The organism is Streptomyces sp. RKAG337, from assembly GCF_023701715.1.
GTDB lineage: Bacteria > Actinomycetota > Actinomycetes > Streptomycetales > Streptomycetaceae > Actinacidiphila.
Window position 1 is genome coordinate 1,226,414 of sequence record NZ_JAJOZA010000001.1, and the last position, 21,264, is coordinate 1,247,677.

The 21,264-nt window shown below is 72.9% G+C and carries 19 protein-coding genes and 1 tRNA gene; 13 read left to right on the forward strand and 7 right to left on the reverse strand.

What is annotated here, in order from left to right:
* Nucleotides 1-62: 62 nt before the first annotated feature.
* The 3 genes from LNW73_RS05385 to LNW73_RS05395 all read left to right on the forward strand — a co-directional run bounded on the left by LNW73_RS05385 (nucleotide 63) and on the right by LNW73_RS05395 (nucleotide 4,545).
* Entirely contained in the window at nucleotides 63-2,819 is a 2,757-nt protein-coding gene (locus LNW73_RS05385) for an ABC transporter permease subunit (protein ID WP_250989134.1), read from the forward strand.
* A complete protein-coding gene (locus LNW73_RS05390) occupies nucleotides 2,809-3,582 on the forward strand; it encodes an ABC transporter ATP-binding protein (RefSeq protein WP_250989135.1) in 774 nt (257 codons plus the stop codon). The genes LNW73_RS05385 and LNW73_RS05390 overlap by 11 nt, the downstream gene beginning before the upstream one ends.
* 177 nt (nucleotides 3,583-3,759) lie before the next feature.
* Entirely contained in the window at nucleotides 3,760-4,545 is a 786-nt protein-coding gene (locus LNW73_RS05395; protein WP_250992812.1) for an aldo/keto reductase, read from the forward strand.
* 90 nt (nucleotides 4,546-4,635) lie between these two features.
* Here LNW73_RS05395 and LNW73_RS05400 read toward each other — a convergent pair whose 3' ends face one another.
* From LNW73_RS05400 to sph, 4 genes are all read right to left on the reverse strand, one after another.
* A complete protein-coding gene (locus LNW73_RS05400) occupies nucleotides 4,636-5,331 on the reverse strand; it encodes a hypothetical protein (RefSeq protein ID WP_250989136.1) in 696 nt (231 codons plus the stop codon).
* A gap of 88 nt (nucleotides 5,332-5,419) precedes the next feature.
* Complete coding sequence (locus LNW73_RS05405) at nucleotides 5,420-7,231, reverse strand: vWA domain-containing protein (RefSeq protein ID WP_250989137.1); 1,812 nt, start codon at nucleotides 7,229-7,231, stop codon at nucleotides 5,420-5,422.
* Nucleotides 7,228-8,289, reverse strand: a complete 1,062-nt coding sequence (locus LNW73_RS05410; RefSeq protein ID WP_250989138.1) for an ATP-binding protein — start codon at nucleotides 8,287-8,289, stop codon at nucleotides 7,228-7,230. The genes LNW73_RS05405 and LNW73_RS05410 overlap by 4 nt, the downstream gene beginning before the upstream one ends.
* Nucleotides 8,290-8,459: 170 nt before the next feature.
* Nucleotides 8,460-9,464: a sphingomyelin phosphodiesterase gene (gene sph / locus LNW73_RS05415; protein ID WP_250978457.1), complete on the reverse strand. Its 1,005-nt coding sequence runs from the start codon at nucleotides 9,462-9,464 to the stop codon at nucleotides 8,460-8,462.
* A 127-nt stretch (nucleotides 9,465-9,591) separates the two neighbouring features.
* Here sph and LNW73_RS05420 point away from each other — a divergent pair, with 127 nt between their 5' ends.
* The 3 genes from LNW73_RS05420 to LNW73_RS05430 all read left to right on the forward strand — a co-directional run bounded on the left by LNW73_RS05420 (nucleotide 9,592) and on the right by LNW73_RS05430 (nucleotide 11,956).
* Nucleotides 9,592-10,425 carry a hypothetical protein gene (locus LNW73_RS05420; protein WP_250989139.1) on the forward strand — a complete coding sequence of 278 codons (834 nt, stop codon included), beginning with the start codon at nucleotides 9,592-9,594 and terminating at the stop codon, nucleotides 10,423-10,425.
* A gap of 72 nt (nucleotides 10,426-10,497) precedes the next feature.
* The gene (locus LNW73_RS05425; protein WP_250989140.1) at nucleotides 10,498-11,202 is read left to right on the forward strand and encodes an esterase/lipase family protein; all 705 of its coding nucleotides are present in this window, start codon (nucleotides 10,498-10,500) and stop codon (nucleotides 11,200-11,202) included.
* A gap of 22 nt (nucleotides 11,203-11,224) precedes the next feature.
* Complete coding sequence (locus LNW73_RS05430; RefSeq protein WP_250989141.1) at nucleotides 11,225-11,956, forward strand: class I SAM-dependent methyltransferase; 732 nt, start codon at nucleotides 11,225-11,227, stop codon at nucleotides 11,954-11,956.
* Nucleotides 11,957-12,014: 58 nt separating this feature from the next.
* On the opposite strand, the gene LNW73_RS05435 is transcribed toward LNW73_RS05430, so the two are convergent.
* Nucleotides 12,015-12,731: a Clp protease N-terminal domain-containing protein gene (locus LNW73_RS05435; RefSeq protein WP_250989142.1), complete on the reverse strand. Its 717-nt coding sequence runs from the start codon at nucleotides 12,729-12,731 to the stop codon at nucleotides 12,015-12,017.
* 222 nt (nucleotides 12,732-12,953) lie between these two features.
* Here LNW73_RS05435 and LNW73_RS05440 point away from each other — a divergent pair, with 222 nt between their 5' ends.
* The 7 genes from LNW73_RS05440 to LNW73_RS05470 all read left to right on the forward strand — a co-directional run bounded on the left by LNW73_RS05440 (nucleotide 12,954) and on the right by LNW73_RS05470 (nucleotide 18,710).
* On the forward strand, nucleotides 12,954-13,217 hold the full coding sequence (locus tag LNW73_RS05440; RefSeq protein ID WP_250989143.1) for a hypothetical protein: 264 nt from the start codon (nucleotides 12,954-12,956) through the stop codon (nucleotides 13,215-13,217).
* 61 nt (nucleotides 13,218-13,278) lie between these two features.
* Nucleotides 13,279-14,553 (forward strand): sensor histidine kinase, encoded by a 1,275-nt coding sequence (locus LNW73_RS05445; protein ID WP_374118039.1) that lies wholly within the window; start codon nucleotides 13,279-13,281, stop codon nucleotides 14,551-14,553.
* Entirely contained in the window at nucleotides 14,550-15,197 is a 648-nt protein-coding gene (locus tag LNW73_RS05450) for a response regulator (RefSeq protein WP_250989144.1), read from the forward strand. The genes LNW73_RS05445 and LNW73_RS05450 overlap by 4 nt, the downstream gene beginning before the upstream one ends.
* Before the next feature lie 136 nt (nucleotides 15,198-15,333).
* Nucleotides 15,334-15,801 carry a GNAT family N-acetyltransferase gene (locus LNW73_RS05455; protein ID WP_250989145.1) on the forward strand — a complete coding sequence of 156 codons (468 nt, stop codon included), beginning with the start codon at nucleotides 15,334-15,336 and terminating at the stop codon, nucleotides 15,799-15,801.
* A gap of 67 nt (nucleotides 15,802-15,868) precedes the next feature.
* Complete coding sequence (locus LNW73_RS05460) at nucleotides 15,869-16,450, forward strand: TetR/AcrR family transcriptional regulator (RefSeq protein WP_250978449.1); 582 nt, start codon at nucleotides 15,869-15,871, stop codon at nucleotides 16,448-16,450.
* Nucleotides 16,451-16,533: 83 nt separating this feature from the next.
* Nucleotides 16,534-17,952, forward strand: a complete 1,419-nt coding sequence (locus tag LNW73_RS05465; RefSeq protein WP_250989146.1) for an MFS transporter — start codon at nucleotides 16,534-16,536, stop codon at nucleotides 17,950-17,952.
* Nucleotides 17,949-18,710 carry an SDR family NAD(P)-dependent oxidoreductase gene (locus tag LNW73_RS05470; RefSeq protein ID WP_250989147.1) on the forward strand — a complete coding sequence of 254 codons (762 nt, stop codon included), beginning with the start codon at nucleotides 17,949-17,951 and terminating at the stop codon, nucleotides 18,708-18,710. The genes LNW73_RS05465 and LNW73_RS05470 overlap by 4 nt, the downstream gene beginning before the upstream one ends.
* Before the next feature lie 392 nt (nucleotides 18,711-19,102).
* Here LNW73_RS05470 and LNW73_RS05475 read toward each other — a convergent pair.
* Nucleotides 19,103-19,176: transfer RNA gene (locus LNW73_RS05475), tRNA-Trp, on the reverse strand.
* Nucleotides 19,167-21,254, reverse strand: a complete 2,088-nt coding sequence (locus LNW73_RS05480) for a phage holin family protein (protein WP_250989148.1) — start codon at nucleotides 21,252-21,254, stop codon at nucleotides 19,167-19,169. The genes LNW73_RS05475 and LNW73_RS05480 overlap by 10 nt, the downstream gene beginning before the upstream one ends.
* Between the last annotated feature and the right edge of the window lie 10 nt (nucleotides 21,255-21,264).

The following is a 21,264-nucleotide window of genomic DNA, read 5'->3' on the forward strand; positions in this document are numbered from 1 at the left end:
CTGCCCTGCACCTCCTCCTCAGGTAGTCACGTAGTCATGAGCGACCGCGGAAGGCAGTGGCCATGGGAGACCTGCTGGGTTTCGTACTGAGCGGCCTGGTGTCGGGGGCGCTCTACGCGCTGCTGGCGACGGGACTCGTCCTGTCGTACTCCGCCTCGGGCCTGTTCAACTTCGCGCACGGCGCGACCGCGTACCTGTGCGCCCTGGGCTACTACGAACTGCACTCCGGTTTCGGCTGGCCGGCCGTCCCCGCGGCGCTGCTGCTCGTCGTGGTCGTCGCGCCGGCCACCGGCTGGGCGCTGGACCGGGCGATGTTCCGGAAGCTGGCGAAGGCCGGGGAGACCGCGCAGATCGTGGCGACGATCGGCCTGCTCGTCGCGCTGCCGGCGGCCGGGCTGTGGGCCGTGGAACTCCTGCGGGACACGGGGGTCTCCGTGCAGCCCGCCGAGAACCAGTTCGGGCTGCCGGGCGTCGGGCCGAGCCCGGCGAGGTCCTGGCAGCTCATGGACGGAGTGGGCGTCGACTCCGACCAGCTGATCACCTGGATCACCACGGCCGTGGTCGCGTTGGGCCTGTGGGTGCTGCTCCGGCACACCACCCTCGGCCTGCGGCTGCGCGCCGCCGTCGACAACCGCTCGCTGACCGAGCTGCGCGGGATCAGCGCGGACCGGCTGTCGTCGATCGCCTGGATGCTGTCCTCGGCGCTGGCCGGACTCGCCGGGGTGCTCGCCACCCCACTGCTCGGCCTGTCCGCGCACGACTACACGCTCTTCCTCTTCGTGTCCGCGACCGCCGCCGTCCTCGGCCGCTTCGCGTCGATCCCGCTCGCGTTCGCGGGCGGCCTCGCGCTCGGCGTCCTGCAGAACCTGGCCGCCGGATACGCCTCCTTCGCCGACCGGATCACCGGATTCCGTACCGCCGTTCCGTTCTTCCTGCTCTTCGCGGGACTGCTGCTGATGGCCCGCCGGCAGCGCGCGGCGGGCACGGCCGCGGCGGACGTCACCACCCCGGACTATCTGGCGGGAGCGTCCTGGGCGCGGCGCTGGGGGCCCTGGACGGCGGCCGCCGCGCTGCTCGCCCTCGCCTTCTACACCGTCACCACGCCGTTCTGGAGCGGTCTGCTCACCCAGGGGCTGGCGATCTCCCTGGTGTTCGTCTCGTTCACCCTGGTCACCGGGCTCGGCGCGATGGTGAGCCTCGCGCAGGCGACGTTCGTGACCGGCGCCGCGCTGGTGGCCGGGCTGCTGATGAGCCACGGCTGGCCGTTCGTCGCGGCGGCGGCCGTCGGGACCTGTGTCGCGGCGGTGCTCGGCGCGCTGGTGGCGCTGCCCGCGCTGCGGCTGGGCGGCCGGAGCCTCGCCCTCGCCACGCTCGCACTGGCCTTCCTCGCCGACCAGGTGCTGTTCCAACTGGGCTGGCTGCGCAACGGCGACGCGGGCTGGTCGATCCCGCGGCCCGTCCTGGGTCCGGTCGACCTCGCCGACGACCGGGCGATGGGCGTCGCCCTGATCGTGCTGCTGTCCGTGGTCGTCGCGGCGCTCAGCGCGCTGCGCGGCTCGGCGACCGGCCGCGCGATCCTCGCGGTGCGGTCGGCGCCCGCCGCCGCCATGGCGTCCGGGGTCTCGGTGGTCCGCACGAAGCTGGTGCTCTTCGCGCTGTCCGCGGGGCTCGCGGGCTTCGGCGGCGTCATGTACGCCTCCTACAACACCCGGATCACCGCAACGGACTTCACCGCGCTGACCGGTCTGGTCTGGCTGGCGGTGGTCGTCGCCGCCGGGTTGCGGAGGCCGCAGTTCGCGGTGGTCGCCGGGCTGGTCTTCGCGGTCGTCCCGCACCTCTTCCAGACCTACGTCACCGACTCCGCGCACCTGCCGGTCATCCTCTTCGGCCTGGCCGGACTCGCCCTCGCCAACGACCCCGACGGCTACTGCGCGGCGGTCTCCGTGCGGCTGCGCAGACGGCGGGCGGAGGGGGCGGCACGGATCGAGCGGACCGTGGAGGATCCTCCCCCGGCCGCACCGGGACGCCCGCTCGCCCCGGCCCCCGCCACCTCCCGGCCGCCCGCGCTCGAACTGCGCGGCGTGCACGCGGGATACGACGGCGCCACCGTCCTGCACGGGGTGGATCTGACCGTCCGGCCCGGTGAGATCCTGGCGCTGCTGGGGCCCAACGGGGCGGGCAAGAGCACCATCTGCCGGGTCGCCGCCGGCATCCTCGCACCCGCGCACGGCTCGGTACTGACGCACGGCAGGGACGGTACCCGCGAGGGTCCGGTGCGGCGCTCCCGCGACGGAATCCTGCTCGCCCCCGAGGGCCGCGGGATCTTCCCCGCGCTGACCATCGAGGAGAACCTGACGCTGTATCTGCCCGGCAGGACCGCGCGCGGGCAGGTCTACGAACGCTTCCCGCAGCTCGCGGCGCGGCGCGGGGTCCTCGCCGGTTCGCTGTCCGGCGGCGAGCAGCAGATGCTGGCGCTGGCCCCGCTGCTGCAGCGGCCGCCGAAGGTCCTGATCGCCGACGAACCCTCGCTGGGCCTCGCCCCGCGCGTCGTCGACGAGGTCTTCGCCGTACTCACCGAACTGCGTGCGGCGGGCACCGCGCTGCTGTTCGTCGAGGAGAAGGCGGCGGAAGTGCTCGGCCTCGCCGACACCGTCGCGTATCTGTCGTCCGGCCGGGTGTCGTGGTGCGGCCCGCGCGCGGAGGTCGAGACGGACCGGCTGACCGAGGCATACCTCGGCATCGCCGCCCCGGCGGTCACCGGCCCGGGCGCGAACACCGATGTGGACGTCGACGGAGAGGTGGCCGGCCGTGACCGGTGAGGTGCTGCGGGCGGACGGCATCGGCGTGCGGTTCGGCGGCGTCCGCGCCCTGGACGGGGTCGGGCTCGGCGTCCGCGCGGGCGAGGTGTGCGGGCTGATCGGCCCGAACGGCGCGGGGAAGACCACGTTCTTCGACGCCGTCTCCGGCATCCGCCGCCCCGACGCGGGCCGGGTGCTGCTCGACGGCCGGGACATCACCGGCCGCTCCCCCGTCTGGCGGGCCCGGCACGGCCTGCGCCGCACGTTCCAGCGCCAGCAGCTGTTCGGGCAGCTCACGGTCATCGACAATCTCGTCGTCGCCCAGGAGTGGGACGGCGGAGGAGGCGGCCTCGCGGCCGATCTGGTGTCGGCGCCGTCCCGGCGGTCGCGGGAACGGGCCCGCCGGTCCCGGGCCGAGCAGGTGCTGCGCCAGTGTGGTCTCTACGACCTGCGGTCGGTGTACGCCGGAACGCTCCCGGTCGGCCAGGCCCGGATGGTCGAGGTCGCCCGCGCGCTGGCGGACCCGCCCCGGGTCCTGCTGCTGGACGAACCCGCCTCGGGGATGTCGGGCGGGGAGCGCGAGCAGCTCGCCGGCGTCGTGCGGCGGCTCGCCGGGCAGGAGGGGTGCGCGGTGCTTCTCGTCGAGCACAACGTGGCCTTCGTGATGGAGCTGTGCGCCCGGGTCGTCGTCCTGGACCTCGGAACCGTGCTCGCGCAGGGCAGCCCGGCTCAGGTGAGGGCCGATCCGGCGGTACGGGACGCCTACCTGGGGACGACGGCCTGACCGGCGGGTCCGCAGCCGGCTCCGGCAATCCCGGAAACGTTTACGGAGAACCGGAGGAGAACGGGAATGGAGGTCCTGAGGACATCGTTGGACCAGAAACCCCCATGAACGTCAACGTTAGGATCGCCGCTCGTGAGCAGCAAGGTCCCCTTCATCACCCTCAACAACGGCGTCCAGATGCCGCAGCTCGGTTTCGGTGTCTGGCAGGTGCCGGACGACGAGGCCACGGCCGCTGTCACCACCGCGCTGGAGGCCGGGTACCGCAGCATCGACACCGCCGCGATCTACGGCAACGAGGAGGGCACCGGCAAGGCGATCGCCACCTCCGGTGTGCCGCGCGAAGAACTCTTCATCACGACGAAGCTGTGGAACAACGCGCACGGGTTCGACAAGGCCCTGGCGGCCTTCGACGACTCGCTGGCCAAGCTGGGCCTGGACTACGTCGACCTGTACCTGATCCACTGGCCGACGCCGGCCCGCGATCTGTACACCGACACGTGGCGCGCCCTGGAGAAGATCCAGGCGGACGGCCGCGCCAGGACCATCGGCGTCTCCAACTTCGGCCCCGCGCAGCTGCGCCGCGTCCTGGACGAGGGTTCGATCGTCCCGGCCGTCAACCAGGTCGAGCTGCACCCGGACTTCGCCCAGGCCCCGCTGCGCGCCGTCCACGCCGAGCACGGCATCGCCACCGAGGCGTGGTCGCCGCTCGGCCAGGGCAAGGGCCTGCTGGACGAACCGGTGATCGGCACGATCGCGCAGCGGCTCGGCCGCACCCCGGCCCAGGTCGTGCTGCGCTGGCACCTCCAGATCGGCAACGTCGTGATCCCCAAGTCCGTGACGCCGTCCCGGATCAAGGAGAACATCGACGTGTTCGACTTCGAGCTGACCGACGCCGACATGACGGCTCTCGCCGGTCTCGACGCGGGCAACCGCATCGGCCCGGACCCCGAGTCGGTCAACTGACCGCATGATCCGATGGCGGCACCCGTTCGGGTGCCGCCATCGTCATGTCCGGTTCAGGGGCGGGGGCGGGGGCGGGGGCGGGGGCGGGGGCTACAGCGTGAAGGTCTCTCCCGCCCGGTAGGACCTGACGGTCGTCGCCTCCCCCGCGCGCACCAGGTGGACGCGGCCGAGGCCGGAGACCGCGCAGCGCGCGCCGTCCACCGTGAGCAGCGTGTTCTCGTCGATGGCGACGCCCACCGCGACCGCGCCGCGGGCCACCGTCTCGACGATCCGGGCCAGCGTTCCCCACTGGGCCGCGTGGACCTCGACGGTGCACGGGACGAGGCCGAGCCCCGGCCGCAGGGTGATCTCGTCGAGATCCTCTGCGGTCTCCTCCGGGCAGACCGGGATACCGTCCGCGAGCCAGCCGCCGACCAGCGCGAGGTCCGCGGCGACGGCCGCGCCCGCCGAGAATCCCGCGTACGGGACCGAGCGCAGCAGGCCCGCGTGCGCGGCGACGACGTCGCCGTAGGCGGGGGTCAGACCGCCGCAGACCAGCACCGCGGCCGCCCCGTCCAGCGCGGCGGGGTCCAGTTCGCCGCCGGGCGGCACCAGGACGGGGTAGGGCCGGCAGGGCGCCACGGCGCGCAGCACCGCCTCGTACCGGCCGAAGTCGGCCGCCCCGAAGCCCTCGTCGATCAGCAGGCACGCGACGACCGGGTCGTGGCCCGCCGCGGCGAGGAACGGCCTGTACACCGCGGGCGCGGCCGCTTCGTCCCAGCCGCCGCCGATCAGATACGTCTCCATCCGGCCGAGTCTGCCGCCCCGGCCGCCGTACCGCACCACATTTCACGGCCCGCACGGCCCGCCCGCCCGCACGGCCTGTCGGCGGGCTTCACACCATCCGGAAGACCGGGCCCTTCGGGGTGAACGGGAGGACCGCGCCGCGCGGTACGAGGTACGCGTGCTCGCGGCGCGGGCGCAGCACGTCGCACTCGGCGTCGGTGATGATCAGGACGGGCGCGGTCGGCGGGAAGTCGTCCGCGCGGTGCAGGAGGTCCAGGGCGGGCTGGAGCACGGTGCCGCCGCGCCCGTGGATGCGGACCCGGCCGGCGATGTCCGCGACCGGGACGTACCCCGCGTCGTGCGCCGCCGCGTCGCACATGATGACGCGGGCGGCGGGCACGTCGCGGGCCGCGGCGTAGGAGGCGATGGCGCCCAGCGCCTTGCCGATCAGCGTGGTGCTCATCGATCCCGAGGTGTCGAGGACGACTCCGAAGGTGCAGCGGGCCACCTCCTCGGGCGGGAAGTACCGCCCCGCACGCGGGATGTCGGGGGTGGACGACTGGCGGCGGGAGGGGCGGGCGTAGGAGCGGACCGGTTCGGGACGGGGGACGTACTCGTCGAACCAGCGGGCGAGTTGGGCGTCCCAGGCCAGCGGCGGGTGACTGAGCGCGTTGATCTCCTCCACGAGCCCGGCCGGGAGCAGCCCGCGCTCGCGCGTCGAGTGCAGGTCGAAGCCGGACATCAGGCCGCGGCGGTAGAACTCGTCGAGGTCGACCCACTCCGCCGGCCGGGCGGGCCGGGGCAGCGGCTCGCCGAGGATGTCGCCCTTGCCCTTGCCGCGCAGCGTCGCCAGCCGCCGCATCCGGCGCAGGTCGGTGGCGATGCGGTCGTAGACCTCCTCGGCGGACAGGCCGTGGAGTTCGGGATCGTGCAGCAGTCCGGCGGGCATCTCCCCGACGTCCATCTCGATCAGCCAGGCGTTGATGACGTAGTCGGCGGCGACGTTGAACAGGTACGGGTCGCGGCCGCCGCAGCGCTCGCCGTGCCGCAGGGCGGCGTGCAGCATCTCGTGGCCGAGGATGAAGCGCCATTCCTCGTCCGTGTGGTGGAGCAGCGGGTTGATGTAGATCTCGGCCGCTTCCGGGCTGACCGCGGCGATGGAGATGCCGTGCGCACGGGCGAGTTCGGCGTCCGCGACCAGCGTCATGCCCGCGGCGATCCCGCCCAGCAGCGGGTACGAGGACACGAACCAGTTGAGCGCGCGCTCCCAGGGCCGCTGCTCCACCCGGGCTCCGGTGAGGGTGTCGCGCCGGCCGCCCGCCATTTCCATCGCGGCCGACACCGTACGGGTCAGGGCGTGCGCGAGGGCGTTGCTCCAGTCCGGCGGACTGCCGCGCCAGGAGATCCACTCGGTGAGCAGCTGGTCGGGCTCGCCGGGGCCGGCGGTGCCGCAGTCGGCGTAGGCGGGCGGAACGCCGTCCCGGCGGAAGCGTTCGGCGAGCTTGTCCTCGTCGCCGTCCGGCCAGCTGCGCGGCAGGTGTTCGGGCGCTTCCCCGACGGGCATCGCGGCCAGGAAGCGGTTGACGACGACGCAGCGCGCGGCGAGGTCGAAGGCGTCGGGCTGCTCGCGCGGCCCGGCAGCGGCGGGCACATGGCCGAAGCCGAGGTGCAGCAGGCAGTGCGCGAGCGCCCAGGCCCAGGCGCCCGGCTCGGCACGGCGGTACGGGTGGGCGTGGACCGTGCCGTTGGAGGTGACCATGGCCAGGCCGCGCTCCGGACGGTGCTCACACGCGGGCAGCCGGCAGAACGAGACGTCGAGGGCGGACAGCGCGGGGTGCGCGGAGACGATCGCACACCCCTTCAGGTACGCCGCGTCCGCCAGTTCCCGCTGCTTGTCGGGCCGCTTCGCGCGGGCCTTCACCGGCGCGCCTCGACCAGCCGCGGCATGTCGCGGGCGGCCTCGACGAGGAACCAGGCGGGCAGCACGGGATTGCCGTCCATGTCGTCGGCGATGACGGTCTGGGCGACCTCGACGGAGATCTCCGCGAGCTGCACGAGCAGCGCCTTGGAACGGTAGGCGGTCTGCCGGACGGACTCGGAGGTGTGCTCCTTGCGGTCCGGCAGCTCCTTGGCGAGCCGGCCGCGGAACGCGTCGGCGAGGTAGTAGAGCAGATCGCGGTCCTCGATACGGCGCGGCCAGGGGGCGTCGCCCTTGATGATCGCGTCGATGCCGTAGGCGTTGCGGACGATCTTCGCGTAGCCGCAGAACGAGACGGCGTGCGCGGGGGTGAGCGTGCCGTGCGTGATGACCTTGAGGGTGTCCTCGTCGAGCGTCGGGCCGAAGGAGTGCAGCGCGTCGGAGAGCATGTGCCATGAGCGCGGGGTGGAGAACGCCTCCTCGGTCTTCGGCGCCTTCGACCACAGGTGGTCGGGCCGGTCGGTGAGGTAATCCGTCACCCACGGGTGGATGCCGTTCTCGCCCGCCCACACCAGCCAGTCCTTCGCGGAGGCCTGCAGGTGCACGTGGGTGAGGCGGTTGATGAGCGCGGACGCGATGGGGCGGGCGAGCGCGTTGTCGGTGGACCGGTTGCCCGCGCCGATGACGATGGAGCCCGCGGGCAGCTCGTAGGAGCCGATCCGGCGGTCCAGGATCAGCGAGTAGAACGCCTTCTGGACGTCGGGCGTCGCCGCGTTGAGCTCGTCCAGGAACAGGCAGTACGGCTCGTCGCGCGCGATGGCCTCGGGCGGGCAGAAGCGCGTCCGCCCGTCGTGGATCTGCGGCACGCCGATCAGGTCCTCCGGGGCCAGCTGGGTGCCCAGCAGCGAGACGCACTCCAGGCCGAGCGATTCGGCGAAGGCCCTGACCAGCGAGGACTTGCCGATCCCGGGCGCGCCCCAGAGGAACACCGGACGCACGGTGGCCAGCCCGAGCAGCAGCTCGGGTATACGGGTGGGCGTGACGGTGATGGCGGACTGCACGGTGCGGGCTCTCCGGGGAGGTGAGTGGAGCGGCGGGGTGAGTGGAGCGGCGGGGTGACTGGTTACCCAGCGTGACGGTCGACGATGGTCCGCACAACTGGTTTTCCGGCCGCCGCACCGCCGCCGCACCCCCGCCGCACCCACTCCTCCTTCGGAGGGGGCGCCGCCGGTTACACGTCGCCCGCGACCAGCGGGTAGTGGTCGGAGTAGTCGGTGTACGAGTACGTGGTGCCCCAGCTGGAGACCGACCACTTCGGGGAGTGCTCGTCGACGACGCGGTTGTTCCAGTGGGCCGGCCGGGCGTGGCCGTTGCGCAGCAGCGCGTGGTCCAGGCGCTGGGCCGGGTCGTTCGGGTAGCGGTCCCGGGCGACGGAGTTGGTGACGGGGTCGAAGCTGTTCGCGGGGCCCGGACCGGCGTCGGGAGCGGCCGCGTCGAGGTCCGCGAGCAGGCCCGGGTAGTCGCTGCCGTGCGCGTCGATGTTGAGGTCGCCGGCGATGATGACGGGTTCCGCGGCGGGGATGTCACGGGCGTCGAGGAAGGCGTCGATCTCCTGGTCCTGACCGTGCCGGATGCTCGCGGCCTCGCCCGATCCGCAGGAGGAGTCGTCGGCCTGGGTGTGGGTGCCGACGACGTGCACGCGGGTGCCGTTCACGTTCAGGACGACGTACACGAAGCCCTTGTTGGAGTAGTAGTCGGCGCCGCAGCCGTCCGCGTAGACGTGCTGCACCTTCTCCAGGATCGGCCACTTGCTGACGACGGCGACGCCGCCGTCCTCCGGCGTCCAGGAGCTGTACGCGCCCTCGGTGCGGTCCCAGCCGCTGGTGGAGCGGCCGAGCACGGGCGTCTGGTACGGGTAGCGGCCCTTGACGTTGCCGAGCAGCCGGTCGGAGGCGGCGTTGTCGAACGCCTCCTGGAATATGACGACATCGGCGTTCTGCGTGTAGCCCGCGTTCGCGATCAGGTCGGCGCGCTGCAACTGCCCCCAGTTCGGGTACAGGTTGCGCGACAGCATCATCACGTTGCTGGTCACGAGCTTGATCTGGGGGACCTGCGGGCTCTGCGCCGTGCCCGCCGCGTCCGCCGTACCGGCGGGGGACGCGACGGCGGGCGTGGTGGCGGCGGAACCGAGCAGGAGCACGAAGGCACAGGCGGTGGCGGCTCGGGCAAGTCTCACGGAACACTCCCGGTGAACGTGGGTGGAGAAGCAGCGGAAGCCTAGGCGGACATGGTTACCGAAGGGTAGATACGTGCGGACATCCGGTCTACGATCTGCCCCCAGATGTCAATCTGACGGAGGATCAGTGACCGCCAAACCGCTCCATGCCGCCGCCGTACTGGCCGGTGCCATCGCCCTCACCGTCGTCGGCTCCACCGCCTCGGCCGCCTCACCCGGCGGCTGGACCGAGTCCGGCACCTCGTACACCGGCTCCCTGACCGGCGGCGAGGGCGTGGCCAGCCGCGCCGACGGCTCGCTGCTCTACCGGGGTCTCGGCTCGATACCGATCGCCCTGCGCATCAAGGGCTGGAACCACGTCGGCGACCCGGACATCGCCCAGGGCCATGTCTTCGACGCCTACCAGGGCGGGGACGGCGCGACGTCGAAGATGTACGCCGTCACCACTCCCGGCGGACAGCGCTACGAGTACGTCCACCCACTCGACCCCGGCGAGGCGCTCAACAACTCCTTCGCCACCGTCTCCCCCGACGCGCAGTGGCTGGTCTCCGGCGAATGGGGCACGCAGAACCGGCTCCAGGTCTTCCCGGCACCGCTGCTCAACCCGGCCACCCCGCGCACCGGCGGCGCGCTCGCGCAGGCCGGGCAGATCACCCTGAGCCGCGCGGTCGACAACATCCAGGGCTGCGACTTCGTCTCCGGCACCCGTCTGGTGTGCGTCTCCGACGACGACGCCAAGGACCTGGTGCAGGTCGACCTCCCGCACGCGCTGGACGGCACCGCGGTCACCGGCCAGGTGACGACGCTGCTCCAGCTGCCGAAGCGCAGCATCTGCTCCGGCACGTTCGAGTCCGAGGGCATCGACTTCGACCCGCGCACCGGCACCCTGCGCGCGGAGGTCGTCCAGCCGGGCATCTGCATGGTCTCCACCTCGGTGTACTCCTACTCCCCCACCACATAGGAGCGGCCGGCACCTGCGCAGGCGCGGCCGGCACCACGGCCCGTTCATCCCCCCACCCGTAGGAGGCAGTTCATGCGTCTCATGCGTCGCCGATCGACCGTGCTCCTGTCCGTACTCGGCGCCCTGGCCCTGCTGTTCGGCGCGGCGCCCGCGTCGATGGGCGCCCAGCCCGCCGGCCCGCCCGCGCACCATCCGGTGATCTTCGTCCACGGCTACAACGCCGACCCCGGCGTGTGGGGCGGGATGATCGCCGACTTCAAGGCCGCCGGGTACACCGACGACGAACTGTTCAGCTGGGGCTATGACACCCACCAGTCGGTCAACGAGGTGCTGGCCGGCCGGTTCACCGACTACGTCAACAGCGTGCTGAGCAGCACGGGCGCGTCGAAGGTCGACGTGGTCGCGCACTCCTTCGGCAGCCTGACCACCCGCTGGTACGTCAAGTTCCGCGGCGGCACGGCCACCGTCGACCACTGGGTCTCGCTCGGCGGCCCCAACCACGGCACCTACACCTCGTGGGCCTGCGTGATCTGGGACCAGGCGTGCCGTGACATGTCGCCGGGCTCCTACGTGCAGAACCAGCTGGCGGCCGGGGACGAGACGCCGGGCGCCGTCAAGTACGCGACGTTCTGGTCGGAGTGCGACGAGGTCATCAACCCGGACAGCAGCGTCGCGCTCAGTGGCGCCGTCAACACGGACGCCGGGTGCCTGAAGCACAATGACCTGCTGGGGGACGACGGGGTATCGCAGGGAGTACGCGATTTCCTCGCCGGCTGATGACTCCCCGTAGGCTGCCCGTGTGCTGAACTACGACGCAGAAGCCGAACGGTACGACGCGACCCGCGGAGGCGTCCCCCGGGCGGAAGCCGCGGCCCGCGCCGTACTCCAACTGGTGCCGGACCGGGCCCGCACCCTGCTCGACGTGGGGTGCGGAACCGGTCTGGTGACCGAGCGGCTCGCCCGGCCGGGGCTGCGGGTCCTGGGCGTCGACGCGTCGGCCGGTATGGCGTCGGTGGCCGCCGGCCGGGTCGGACCCACCGTGGTGCTCGGCGACAGCCGGCGGCTGCCGGTCGCCACCGGGTCCGTGGACGCGGTCTGTGCCGTCTGGCTGCTGCATCTGCTGCCGGACGCCGCGGAGGTCGTCGCCGAGTGCGCGCGGGTGCTGCGGCCCGGCGGGGTGTTCATCACCACCGTCGACAAGGACTTGGCGCACGGGGTGGACAGCGACATCGACGTGCTGCTCGCCCCGCACCTCATCCCCGACGCCTACGACGAGGCCGCGGCCGTCGTCGGCTGGGCGGCGGGCCACGGGCTGCGCCCCGGCGCGGAGACCTCCTTCACCGGCCACGGCCAGGGCCGGTCCCCGGCGCTGACGGTCGAGAAGATCCGCGCCGGATACTTCGCCTCCGCCCTGGAGTTCAGCCCGCGCCAGGCCCAGGGCGTCATCGAGGGCCTGGGCGCGCTGCCGGGCCAGCACACCCCGCGCCCTGACCCCGTCTACCGGCTGCTCACCCTGGGCAAGGACGCCTGACGGCCTCGTCCGCGCGGCCGGTGGGGCCGGTGGGCCGGCGGTTGGCGGGTCGGCGGGGCTACTTCGACAGTTCGTGGAGCGTCGCGACGACCCACTCCTCCGTCAGTCCCTTGGTGACCCCCAGGCCCACCAGGGCCTGGGCGGCGGGGTCCTGTTCGTCGCTGAGGACGCCGAGCAGGATGTGCTCCGTGCCGATGTAGTTGTGCCCGAGGCGCAGCGCCTCGCGCAGGACGAGGTGCAGCGCCTTCTTGCCGCCGGCGGTGATCGGCATGTGGCCCTGCACCGGTTCGGTCTCCCCGCCGGGGGTGCTGACGGCGGCGCGGACCGCCTCCGGCGGCGCGCCCAGTTCGACCATGGCGCGGCAGGCCAGCCCTTCCGGCTCATGGAGCAGGCCGAGGACGAGGTGTTCGGTGCCCAGGCTCGTGTGCAGCGCGGCGCGCGCCTCCTCCTGGGCGCTCTTGACCGTGTTGCGGGCGCGGTTGGTGAAGCGGCCGAAGAGGGAGTCGAGCGGCAGGTCGAGGTCGTCGGGGGTTCTCGGTACGAAGCGCTTCTGTACGGCCTGCTTGCTGACGCCCATGTTCTGGCCGATGTCGGTCCAGGAGGCGCCGGCCCTGCGGGCCTGGTCCACGAAGTGGCCGATCAGATGGTCGGCGACTTCGCCGACGTGCTCCGCCAGGGTCACCGCGTCGGAGAGGTTCTGCAGCGGGTCGCCGTCCGGGTGCCGTTCCTTGACGTGGGAGATGAGGTCGTCGAGTCGTACTGGATGTCCCGTCATGCGTCAACTTTAAGTTGACGATCGGAGGGCGTCAACCCTTGGTTGACGATTGCCGTGGCCGACAGGTCCCCCGTTCCGGGGATGCGGATCGTCTTCCGGCCGGACGTGGCGGCCACGCCCGGCCGGGAGCGTGGACGGTAGGGAAACCACCGTGCTCGGCCAGCAGTCCCCGCCCACCGCCTCGGACGGCGGACCACGCCGGCCCGCCGCGCCCTGCGGGCCGTGGCCATCGCCGCCTGCCTCCCGTATCTCGCACTCAAGGTCGCCTGGCTCTCCGGCAGCACCGTCGGCATCCCGACCGGCAGTTCGCTGCGCGGCAGCCTGGACGACAGCGCCTTCTACGCCGTCAACGTCCTGACCGTCGCGATGGACCTGACCTACGCTGTGCAGATGCTCCTCGGGATGCTCGTTCTCGTCGCCGGCGCCCATCTGCTCGCGGAACGCGCGGCGGCGCACGGCACGACCGCCGCCTCCCGGCGTGGCTGACCGAACGGACCGGCCGATGCGGGGGCCGACGCCCAGGACGGCAAACGATCCGACGCGGTCGGTGTCCCGGGCGCGTGGCGCGCTGTTCCGGGCGGCCGGCGCGCTGTTCGGCCGGCGGGCCCGGCTGCGCTGGGTCCATCTCATCCTCGGCGGCGCGCTGTTGATGCCGTTCTACCTGCTGACGAACACCGCGCTGAACGTCGTTGCGCACGCCGACGAGGGCAGCGCCGCGTGGGTCGCGCAGCAGTTCGGGGCCTTCGCACTCGCCCTCCCCATCGCGGCGGCCGCCGCCGCGGCCTTCCCCCTCGTACGCGATCTGGAGGGCTCGGCCGCGCGGGCGCTCGGCGCCGGCCCCGAGGGCGGGCCCGCGCCCTCGGAGGACCGGACGTGGGCGGCACGGGCCCGGACGTCCTGCTGGTTCGTGCTGCACGTGGGGCTCGGCGGCATCGTCAGCGGAATGACCCTGGCCGTTCCGCCGGGCGCCGTGGTGCTGCTGGCGCTGCCGTTCTCCGCGCGGCTGCGCGAGAACGAACTCCCCTGGTCCCGCCCGCTCACCCTCGGCCATCACGTTCTGACCCCATTCGCCGCCGTGCTCCTGCTGGCCGCGCTCGCGCTCACCGCCAAGGGTGCGGCGTCGCTCCTGGCGCGCTGCTCCCCCGAGCTGCTCGGGCCGACCCCCGTCGACCGGCTGGCCGCCGCCGAACAGCGCACCGTACGGCTGGCCCTGCGCAACCGGCTCGCCCGCGAGTTGCACGACTCGGTGGGTCACGCGCTGAGCGCGGTGACGCTGCAGGCCGGCGCCGCGCGCAAGGTGCTCGACCGCGATCCGGAGTTCGCCCGGCAGGCCCTGGCCGCCATCGAGGAGACCACCCGGCGCGCGGTCGCCGAACTCGACGACGTACTCGGCCTGTTGCGCGAGGACGGCGACGGCTCGACCGCTCCCCCGGGGCCCACCCTGGACGGCCTCGACGCCCTGCTCGGGCAGACGCGGGCGGCGGGCGTCCCGCTGGACGCGTCCGTCGAGGGCGATCTCGGCACGGTGCCGCCGATGGTCTCCCGCGAGGCGTACCGGATCGTGCAGGAAGGCCTCAGCAACGCGCTGCGGCACGCGGGACAGGTCCCGGTCCGGCTGCGGATCGCGCTGACGGACGACGAGTTGGAGATCGAGATGATGAACCCGGTGACGGCGGCCCCCTCCCGCAGAACAGGCGGCGGACGCGGCCTGATGGGCGTCGAGGAACGCACGTCCGTCCTGCGCGGCCGCTTCGAGGCGGGAACCGACGGTTCACAGTGGCGGCTGCGCGTCGCCCTGCCGCTGGGGGCGGGGACCCGATGAACCTGCGGATCGTCCTCGCCGACGACGAGCGGATGGTGCGCACCGCGCTGCGCGCGATCCTGGAGAGCGAACCGGACATGGAGGTCGTCGGCGAGGCCGCCACCGGCGCCGAGGCCATCCCCCTGGTGCGCGAACTGCGTCCGGACGTCGTCCTGATGGACGTCCGAATGCCGGAGATCGACGGCATCCGCGCCACCGAGCAGCTGGTGCGCACCATGACGGATCCACCGCGCATCGTCGTCGTGACGACCTTCGAGAACGACGCGTACGTCTACGAGGCGCTGCGCGCCGGCGCCTCCGGCTTCCTGCTGAAGCGCGCGGGGGCGGACCAACTCGTCCAAGCCGTACGGCTGGTGAGCCGCGGCGATTCCCTGCTCTTCCCGGCGGCCGTACGCGCCCTCGCCGCCCGCTACGCCCCCGTCGACCCCTCGCAGGCCCTCCGCGACCGCCTCACCGAGCGCGAGGCCGAGGTACTGCGCCTGATGGCGTCGGGCCTGTCGAACGCGGAGATCGCCGAACGTCTCGGCCTCGGCCCCGAAACCGCCAAGACCCACGTCGCCCGGATCCTCGCCAAACTCGGCGCCCGCGACCGCACCCAGGCCGTCATCGCCGCCTACGAATGCGGCTTCGTGGTGCCCGGTTGATGCGGGTTGGTGGCACCGGCCCAGGAAGTAGGCTTCGGTCCGGTAACGGCCCGGTCTCGATTCGGGGAACCAATGGCCGTCGTTCTGCGTCATATTCAGCATGAATGATCTTCCTGTACGCATACGCCCTGCCGAGATGGACGACCTGGACGCGGTCGTGAGCATCCACACGGCGGCGTGCGCCGCGGCGTACCGGGAGGGCGCCGCGGCCGGAGCGGAGCCCGACGCGGCGGGCGGGCTGCTCTCGCGGTTCAACGGGTGGGCGCGGGCCATCCAGTTGCCGGGGAAGACGACGCTGATCGCCGAGGCCGACGGGGAGGTGGTGGGCGTGCTCTCCATGGAGTCGGACGCGCCCGGCACCGCGCTGGAGCTGTCGCAGATCCATGTACGGCCCGGCCAGTGGCGGCGCGGGATCGGCGGCCGGCTGCATGCGGCGTACGTCCAGTCCCTGCGCGAGACGGGCGTACTCACCGGGCTGGCCGGGGTGTGGGAGCACAACGACCGGGCGCGGGCGTTCTACACCCGGCTCGGGTGGCGGCCGGACGGAACGGTGGAGACGAACGGGGACGGCCTGCGCCGGCTGCGGCTGCGCCTTGAGGTCTGATGGCCGTCCTTCGTTTTTGATCGATCGTTCTTGACCGATCGTTCTTGATACAGGTAGCGTCCTTCTCGTGGCCAGGACCAAGGAATTCGATCCGGACGCCGCGCTGCAGTCGGCCCTTGAGCTGTTCTGGCGGCGCGGCTACGAGGCGACGTCGATGGCCGACCTCGTCGAGCACCTCGGCATCGCCCGCGCCAGCATCTACGGGACGTTCGGCAGCAAGCACGGGCTGTACGTCAGGGCGCTGGAGCGGTACGGCGAGCTCTGCGACCCGGGCCTGATGGAAGAGCTGTCCCAGCCGGGACCCGCGCTTCCCGCGGTCCGTTCCGTGGTGACGCGCTTTGCCGAGGAGTCCGCCTCCGACGACCTGCGGCGCGGCTGTTTCATCACCAACACCGCCGTCGAGCTGGCTCCGCACGACCGCGTCGCGGCCCGGCGCGTCGAGGCCAGCTGGGACTGGCTGGAGACGGCGCTCACCTCGGCCCTCACCCGCGCCGGAGCCCAGGGGGAGCTGCCCGAAGGGCGCGATCCCCGGGCGCTGGCGCGGCTGTTGCTGGTGCTCATGCAGGGCATGCGGGTGGTCGGCAAGGCCGGCCAGGACCCGGCCCGCGTCAGGGACGCGGCGGCACAGGCCCTCTCGCTCCTCGACTGACCGTCCGGGTCCGGAGTGGATCCTTGCACGCCTCCATTCGAGAACGATCGATCCAATATCAGGCCAGAAGGGCGCAGGGGGACATGTCGTCGAAGCACGGCTTCGCGCTGCTCGGAACCATCCAGGCCACACTCATCTTCACCATCATGATCCTCATGGTGCCGCTCCCCCGGATAGCGCGGGAGTTCGGCCTCGACCCGTCACAACTCCTGCTGCTCAGCGCCGCGTACGGACTCTCCTTCAGCGGACTGCTGCTCCTCGGCGGCCGGCTGGCCGACCGGCACGGCGGGCGACGGATGCTGGTGGTCGGTCTGTCGGTCTTCGCCGCCGCCTCGGCGGCGGGCGCCCTGGCGCCCGGCTTCACCGTGCTGACGGCCGTCCGGTTCGCGCAGGGGCTCGGCGCCGCACTGACCGCTCCGGCCGCGATGGCCCTGGTACGCGCCCTGTTCCCGGCCGCCGCCGGCTACGACCGGGCCATGGCGACATGGGGCGGGCTCTCCGTCCTCGGCGCGACCGCCGGGAGCCTGTTCTCCGGTGCCGTGACGACCTGGGTCTCCTGGCGGCTGACGTTCCTCGTCCCGGTGCTCGTCGCGCTGGCCGGGCTCGCGCTCGCCCCCCGGCTGCTGCCCGCCGACCCGCCCCGCGCCGACGCACCACCACCGCTCGACGTACGCGGCGCCGTGACGGCGACCGCGGGCATCACCGCGGCCGGCTACGGACTGGTCGCCGCCGGGGAGCGCTCCTGGGCGTCGGCCGCCGTACTCGTTCCGCTGGCCGCGGGCGTGCTCCTGCTCATCGCCTTCGTACTCGTCGAACGCCGGGCCCGTGAACCGCTGTTGCCGCCCGGTTTCCTCCGCGACACCCGGCGCGTCACCGCGCTGGCCGCCATCATGATGACGGCGGCGGGCACCGCTCTCACCTTCTTCCTGCTCGCCCTCTACCTCCAGCAGGTGCGCGGCTGGACACCGCTGCGGACCTCCGCCGCCTTCGTTCCGTACGCCGCCGCCCTCGTCGGCTCGGGCCGCGCCGCCGGTCCGCTCATCAGGCGGTACGGGGCCCGCGCGGTCACCGCCGGCGGACTGGCACTCGGCGCCGCCGGGCTCCTGCTGCTCGCCGGCCTCGACGCGCGGTCGCCGTACGCGACGGGCCTGCTCCCCGGCCTCCTCCTGCTGCCCGCCGGAGCCGGCCCCGCGTTCGCGGGCGCCACCGTGCTCGCCACCGCCGGGGTGCCGCGCCGGCGGACGGGGCTGGCGGCCGGCGTCATGAACACCGCCATGGAACTCGGGCCGACCATCGGCCTGGCCGCGCTGATGTCGGTCGCGGCCACCCGTTCCACACCCGTCGCCGGCTACGCGGCGGCTTTCGGCGCCGCCGGCATCGGCTACGCACTCACCGCGGTGGCCGCCGCGCTGGCCCTGCGCCCGCGCCCCGTACCGCCGACCCTCGCGACCCCACCCACCACTCCCCTCCCACCACTCACCACCAAGGAGTTGTCGTCATGACCTCACGCTTCACCGGCAGGACCGTCCTCGTCACCGGTGCCGGATCCGGTATCGGCCGGGGCATCGCCCTCGCCTTCGCCCGGGAGGGGGCCAGGGTCGCCGTCGCCGGACGCACGGCGGAGCCGCTCAAGGAGACCGCCGCGCTCATCGGGGCCGAAGGCGGCGAAGCCGCCGTCGTCACCGCCGACATCACGCGCTCTCAGGACGTACAGCGCCTGGTCCAGGACACGGTGGAGCACTTCGGCGGACTCGACATCGCCGTCAACAACGTCGGCATCCTGACGACTCCGGCCCCCGTCGCCGACATCTCCGAGGACGACTGGCGGGCGAGCCTCGACACCAACCTCACCGGCACCTGGCTCTCCATGAAGTACGAGATCGCCCACATGCGCGCCCACGGCGGCGGCGCCATCGTCAACGTCTCCTCCAACCTCGGCGCCCACGGCCGCGGCCGGAACCTGGGCGCGTACGTCGCCGCCAAGGCCGCCGTCAGCGCCCTCACCCGCAACGCCGCCCTCGACCACATCGCCGACGGCATCCGCATCAACGCGGTCAGCCCCGGCCCGGTCGACACCCCCATGTCCACCAGCCCCGGCGAGACCCCCGCCGACAAGGCGGCCCGCATGCGCCGCGACGTCCCCGCCGGCCGGGCCGGCTCCCTCGACGAGATCGCCGCCGCGGTGCTCCATCTCGCGTCCCCCGAGGCCGGGTTCACCGTCGGAGCCGACCTCGTCCTGGACGGCGGCCTCACCGCCTGACCCACAGAAATCCGGGCGACACCCAGCGATCACCCGGCTAAGCTGACGTCGTCCAGGTGCGCAGGCAACGGTTACTTCCCTTCAGGAGGACGTGGTACCGGGTTCGACTCCCGGTCGGCGGCCCAGCCGCCGGTAGCTCAACGGATAGAGCGCGTTTGTCACCGTCGCCGACTCAGATCTCTGGACACCTACGCGAACAGGCGCCCCCTTCCGCTCCGGCGGAAGGGGGCGCTCTGCTGTCCGGGACGTCGGCGGCCGGCCACCGGACGCCGGCCACCGACGCCGGAAGGGCGGCACCCGGTCTCCGGGTGCCGCCCTTCCGCTGTGCAAGGAACTCCGCTGTGCAAGGAACTCCGCTGTGCAATGAACTCCGCTGTGCAGTGAACTACGAGCAAGGGCGGCAGGAATTGAACCTGCGACATCTGGTTTTGGAGACCAGCGCTCTGGCCATCTGAGCTACGCCCCCTGGTGTTGGGGCAACTCTCCCGGCTCCGGCAGGTCCGGTGCAAACGGGTTTTCGGGGAGGGGCCGGTCAGGGCGCTCGGCGAGCCAGTCGCGCAGGACGCCGTGGAGGGTTTCGGCGCCGGCCAGGGGGTGTTCGGGTTCGGTCAGGGTGCCGGGGAAGAGGAGGAAGGGGCGGCTCTGGTCGCCGCCGAGGCCGCCGTGGGAGCCCGCTTGCTGCTCGAAGGCGTGGACGGCGCCGGTGGCGGGGTCGTAGGAGGAGTTGACCATGAGGTCGGCGACGTGCGGGAAGCCGTCGGTGCGGCGGACCGTTTCCGCGGCGCCCTTGCCGAACGGGGCGAGAGGGTCGGCGCCACGGATGCGGCCGGTGTCGAGTTCGTGTTCCGAGCCGCCCGCGCCCAGCGCGAGCGGGCCCCGGGTGGCGCTGCGGACGAGGACGAAGCCGATGCCCGGGTGGTCCACCAGGGTCTTCAGCAGGGTGGGGTGGCGCTGGTCGATCTCCTCGCGGGTGACGCGGCCGGGGAGGTCGGGGAAGGTGACGAGGCCGAGGTTGCCCGAGGCCAGGACCACCGGGTCGGAGGGCGGGCCCGCGCACTCCTTCTCCTCCTCGGGGTGCCGGCCGCGTTCGTCCCGGTGGAGCGCGGTGCGGGCCGCCGTCCTGGCCTCCGCGCCGCTCACGCTGCGCCCGGCGCGGCGCGGTACGGGGAGGTCGCAGCCGGCGCGGACGAGTTCCTTCAGCGTCAGTCCGTACGCGTCGGCGAAGGTCTGGCCGTGGCTCTGGCCGTGGTCGGAGAGCAGCACGATCCGGTACGGGCGCGGGGCGTAGCGGGCGGCGTCGGCGATGAGCCGGATCGAACGGTCCAGCCGGTTGAGCACCTTGAAGGCGTCGCGGCTGCGGGGCCCGGAGTGGTGGGCCACCTCGTCGTACGCGACGAGGTCCGCGTAGACCGCGGTGCGGCCGGCGAGCATGTCGCCGATCACGGCGGCGACGGCGACATCGCGTTCGATGACGGTCGCGAAGGCGCGCAGCAGCGGGTACAGGCCGCCGCGTTTGATGCGCGGCCGGTCGCGGCGCAGCCGGGAGGCCGTCGACTCGACGATCTCGCGGGCGACTTCGGCGACGAAGGACCAGGCGGTGCGTACGGCGTTGGCGGGGTCGGAGAAGTAGGCGAAGTAGCCGGACCGGGAGCGGCGGAAGGTGCCGCGCCGGGCCGCCGCCGACATCACCAGCGCCATCTGGTCCGCGCCGCCGCTGAAGAGGTTGCCGCGGCTCGCGCCGTCCTCGGCGAGCAGACCGCGCGAGCCGGTGCGCTCGACCGCCCGGCGTTCCAGTTCCGCGGCGCTGGAGGGCCGGTTGCAGACCATCAGCTGCCCGGTGTCCTTCTCGAACCAGCGGAAGGCGGGCACGTCATGGTTGGAGCCGTGCAGGATGCCGAGCTGGCTGGCGCCGGTCTGGCTGCTCCAGTCGGTGCGCCACGGCAGCAGCCGGTGGCTGCTGTCCAGCCACCCGGCGACGGTCTCCATCGCCGGCGGTCTGGTCCGGCCGCCGCGCTGCGAGGGGCGGACGGCCTCGCGCAGTACGTCGTGGCCGACGCCGTCGAGCTGGAGGAAGACCGTGCCGGGAGGCGCCGGCTCCGCCGCGCCGCGCTCGGGCCTGCGGCGGCCCGCGAGCCGCGCGAGCCGGCGTCCGTACGCCTCGTCGTCGCGCACCGCGAGCGCGGTGCTGGTCGCCGACGAGGTCGCCGACATCACGGCGGCGATGACGACGGCGGTCGCGGGGGTGACCTCGCCGTGCGGGGTGAGCCGCAGCGCGATCAGCAGCAGCGACCCGTTGAGGAAGAAGACCAGCATGCCCAGCACCAGCGCCGGGACCATCAGCAGGGCGCGCACCAGCACCGGCCAGACCAGGGCGCTGAGCACACCGAAGGCGCCCGCGCCGATCCCGGCCGTGACCGCCATCTGCGGGGGGTCGTCGCCCTTCGGCGACTGGATGCTGAAATCGGGCAGGATCCCCGCCAGGACGGCCAGCGTCGCCGCCGACACCGCCCAGACGATCACCACCCGCGCGGCGGCCCGCCCCATGGACCGCCAC

Excerpts from the sequence above, each read along its gene's own strand:
- LNW73_RS05385 (WP_250989134.1), top strand. The coding sequence starts at position 63 with ATGGGAGACCTGCTGGGTTTCGTACTGAGCGGCCTGGTGTCGGGGGCG.
- LNW73_RS05395 (WP_250992812.1), top strand. The coding sequence starts at position 3,760 with ATGCCGCAGCTCGGTTTCGGTGTCTGGCAGGTGCCGGACGACGAGGCC.
- LNW73_RS05400 (WP_250989136.1), bottom strand. The coding sequence starts at position 5,331 with ATGGAGACGTATCTGATCGGCGGCGGCTGGGACGAAGCGGCCGCGCCC.
- LNW73_RS05425 (WP_250989140.1), top strand. The coding sequence starts at position 10,498 with ATGCGTCTCATGCGTCGCCGATCGACCGTGCTCCTGTCCGTACTCGGC.
- LNW73_RS05435 (WP_250989142.1), bottom strand. The coding sequence starts at position 12,731 with ATGACGGGACATCCAGTACGACTCGACGACCTCATCTCCCACGTCAAG.
- LNW73_RS05450 (WP_250989144.1), top strand. The coding sequence starts at position 14,550 with ATGAACCTGCGGATCGTCCTCGCCGACGACGAGCGGATGGTGCGCACC.
- LNW73_RS05455 (WP_250989145.1), top strand. The coding sequence starts at position 15,334 with ATGGACGACCTGGACGCGGTCGTGAGCATCCACACGGCGGCGTGCGCC.
- LNW73_RS05465 (WP_250989146.1), top strand. The coding sequence starts at position 16,534 with ATGTCGTCGAAGCACGGCTTCGCGCTGCTCGGAACCATCCAGGCCACA.
- LNW73_RS05470 (WP_250989147.1), top strand. The coding sequence starts at position 17,949 with ATGACCTCACGCTTCACCGGCAGGACCGTCCTCGTCACCGGTGCCGGA.
- LNW73_RS05480 (WP_250989148.1), bottom strand. The coding sequence starts at position 21,254 with ATGGGGCGGGCCGCCGCGCGGGTGGTGATCGTCTGGGCGGTGTCGGCG.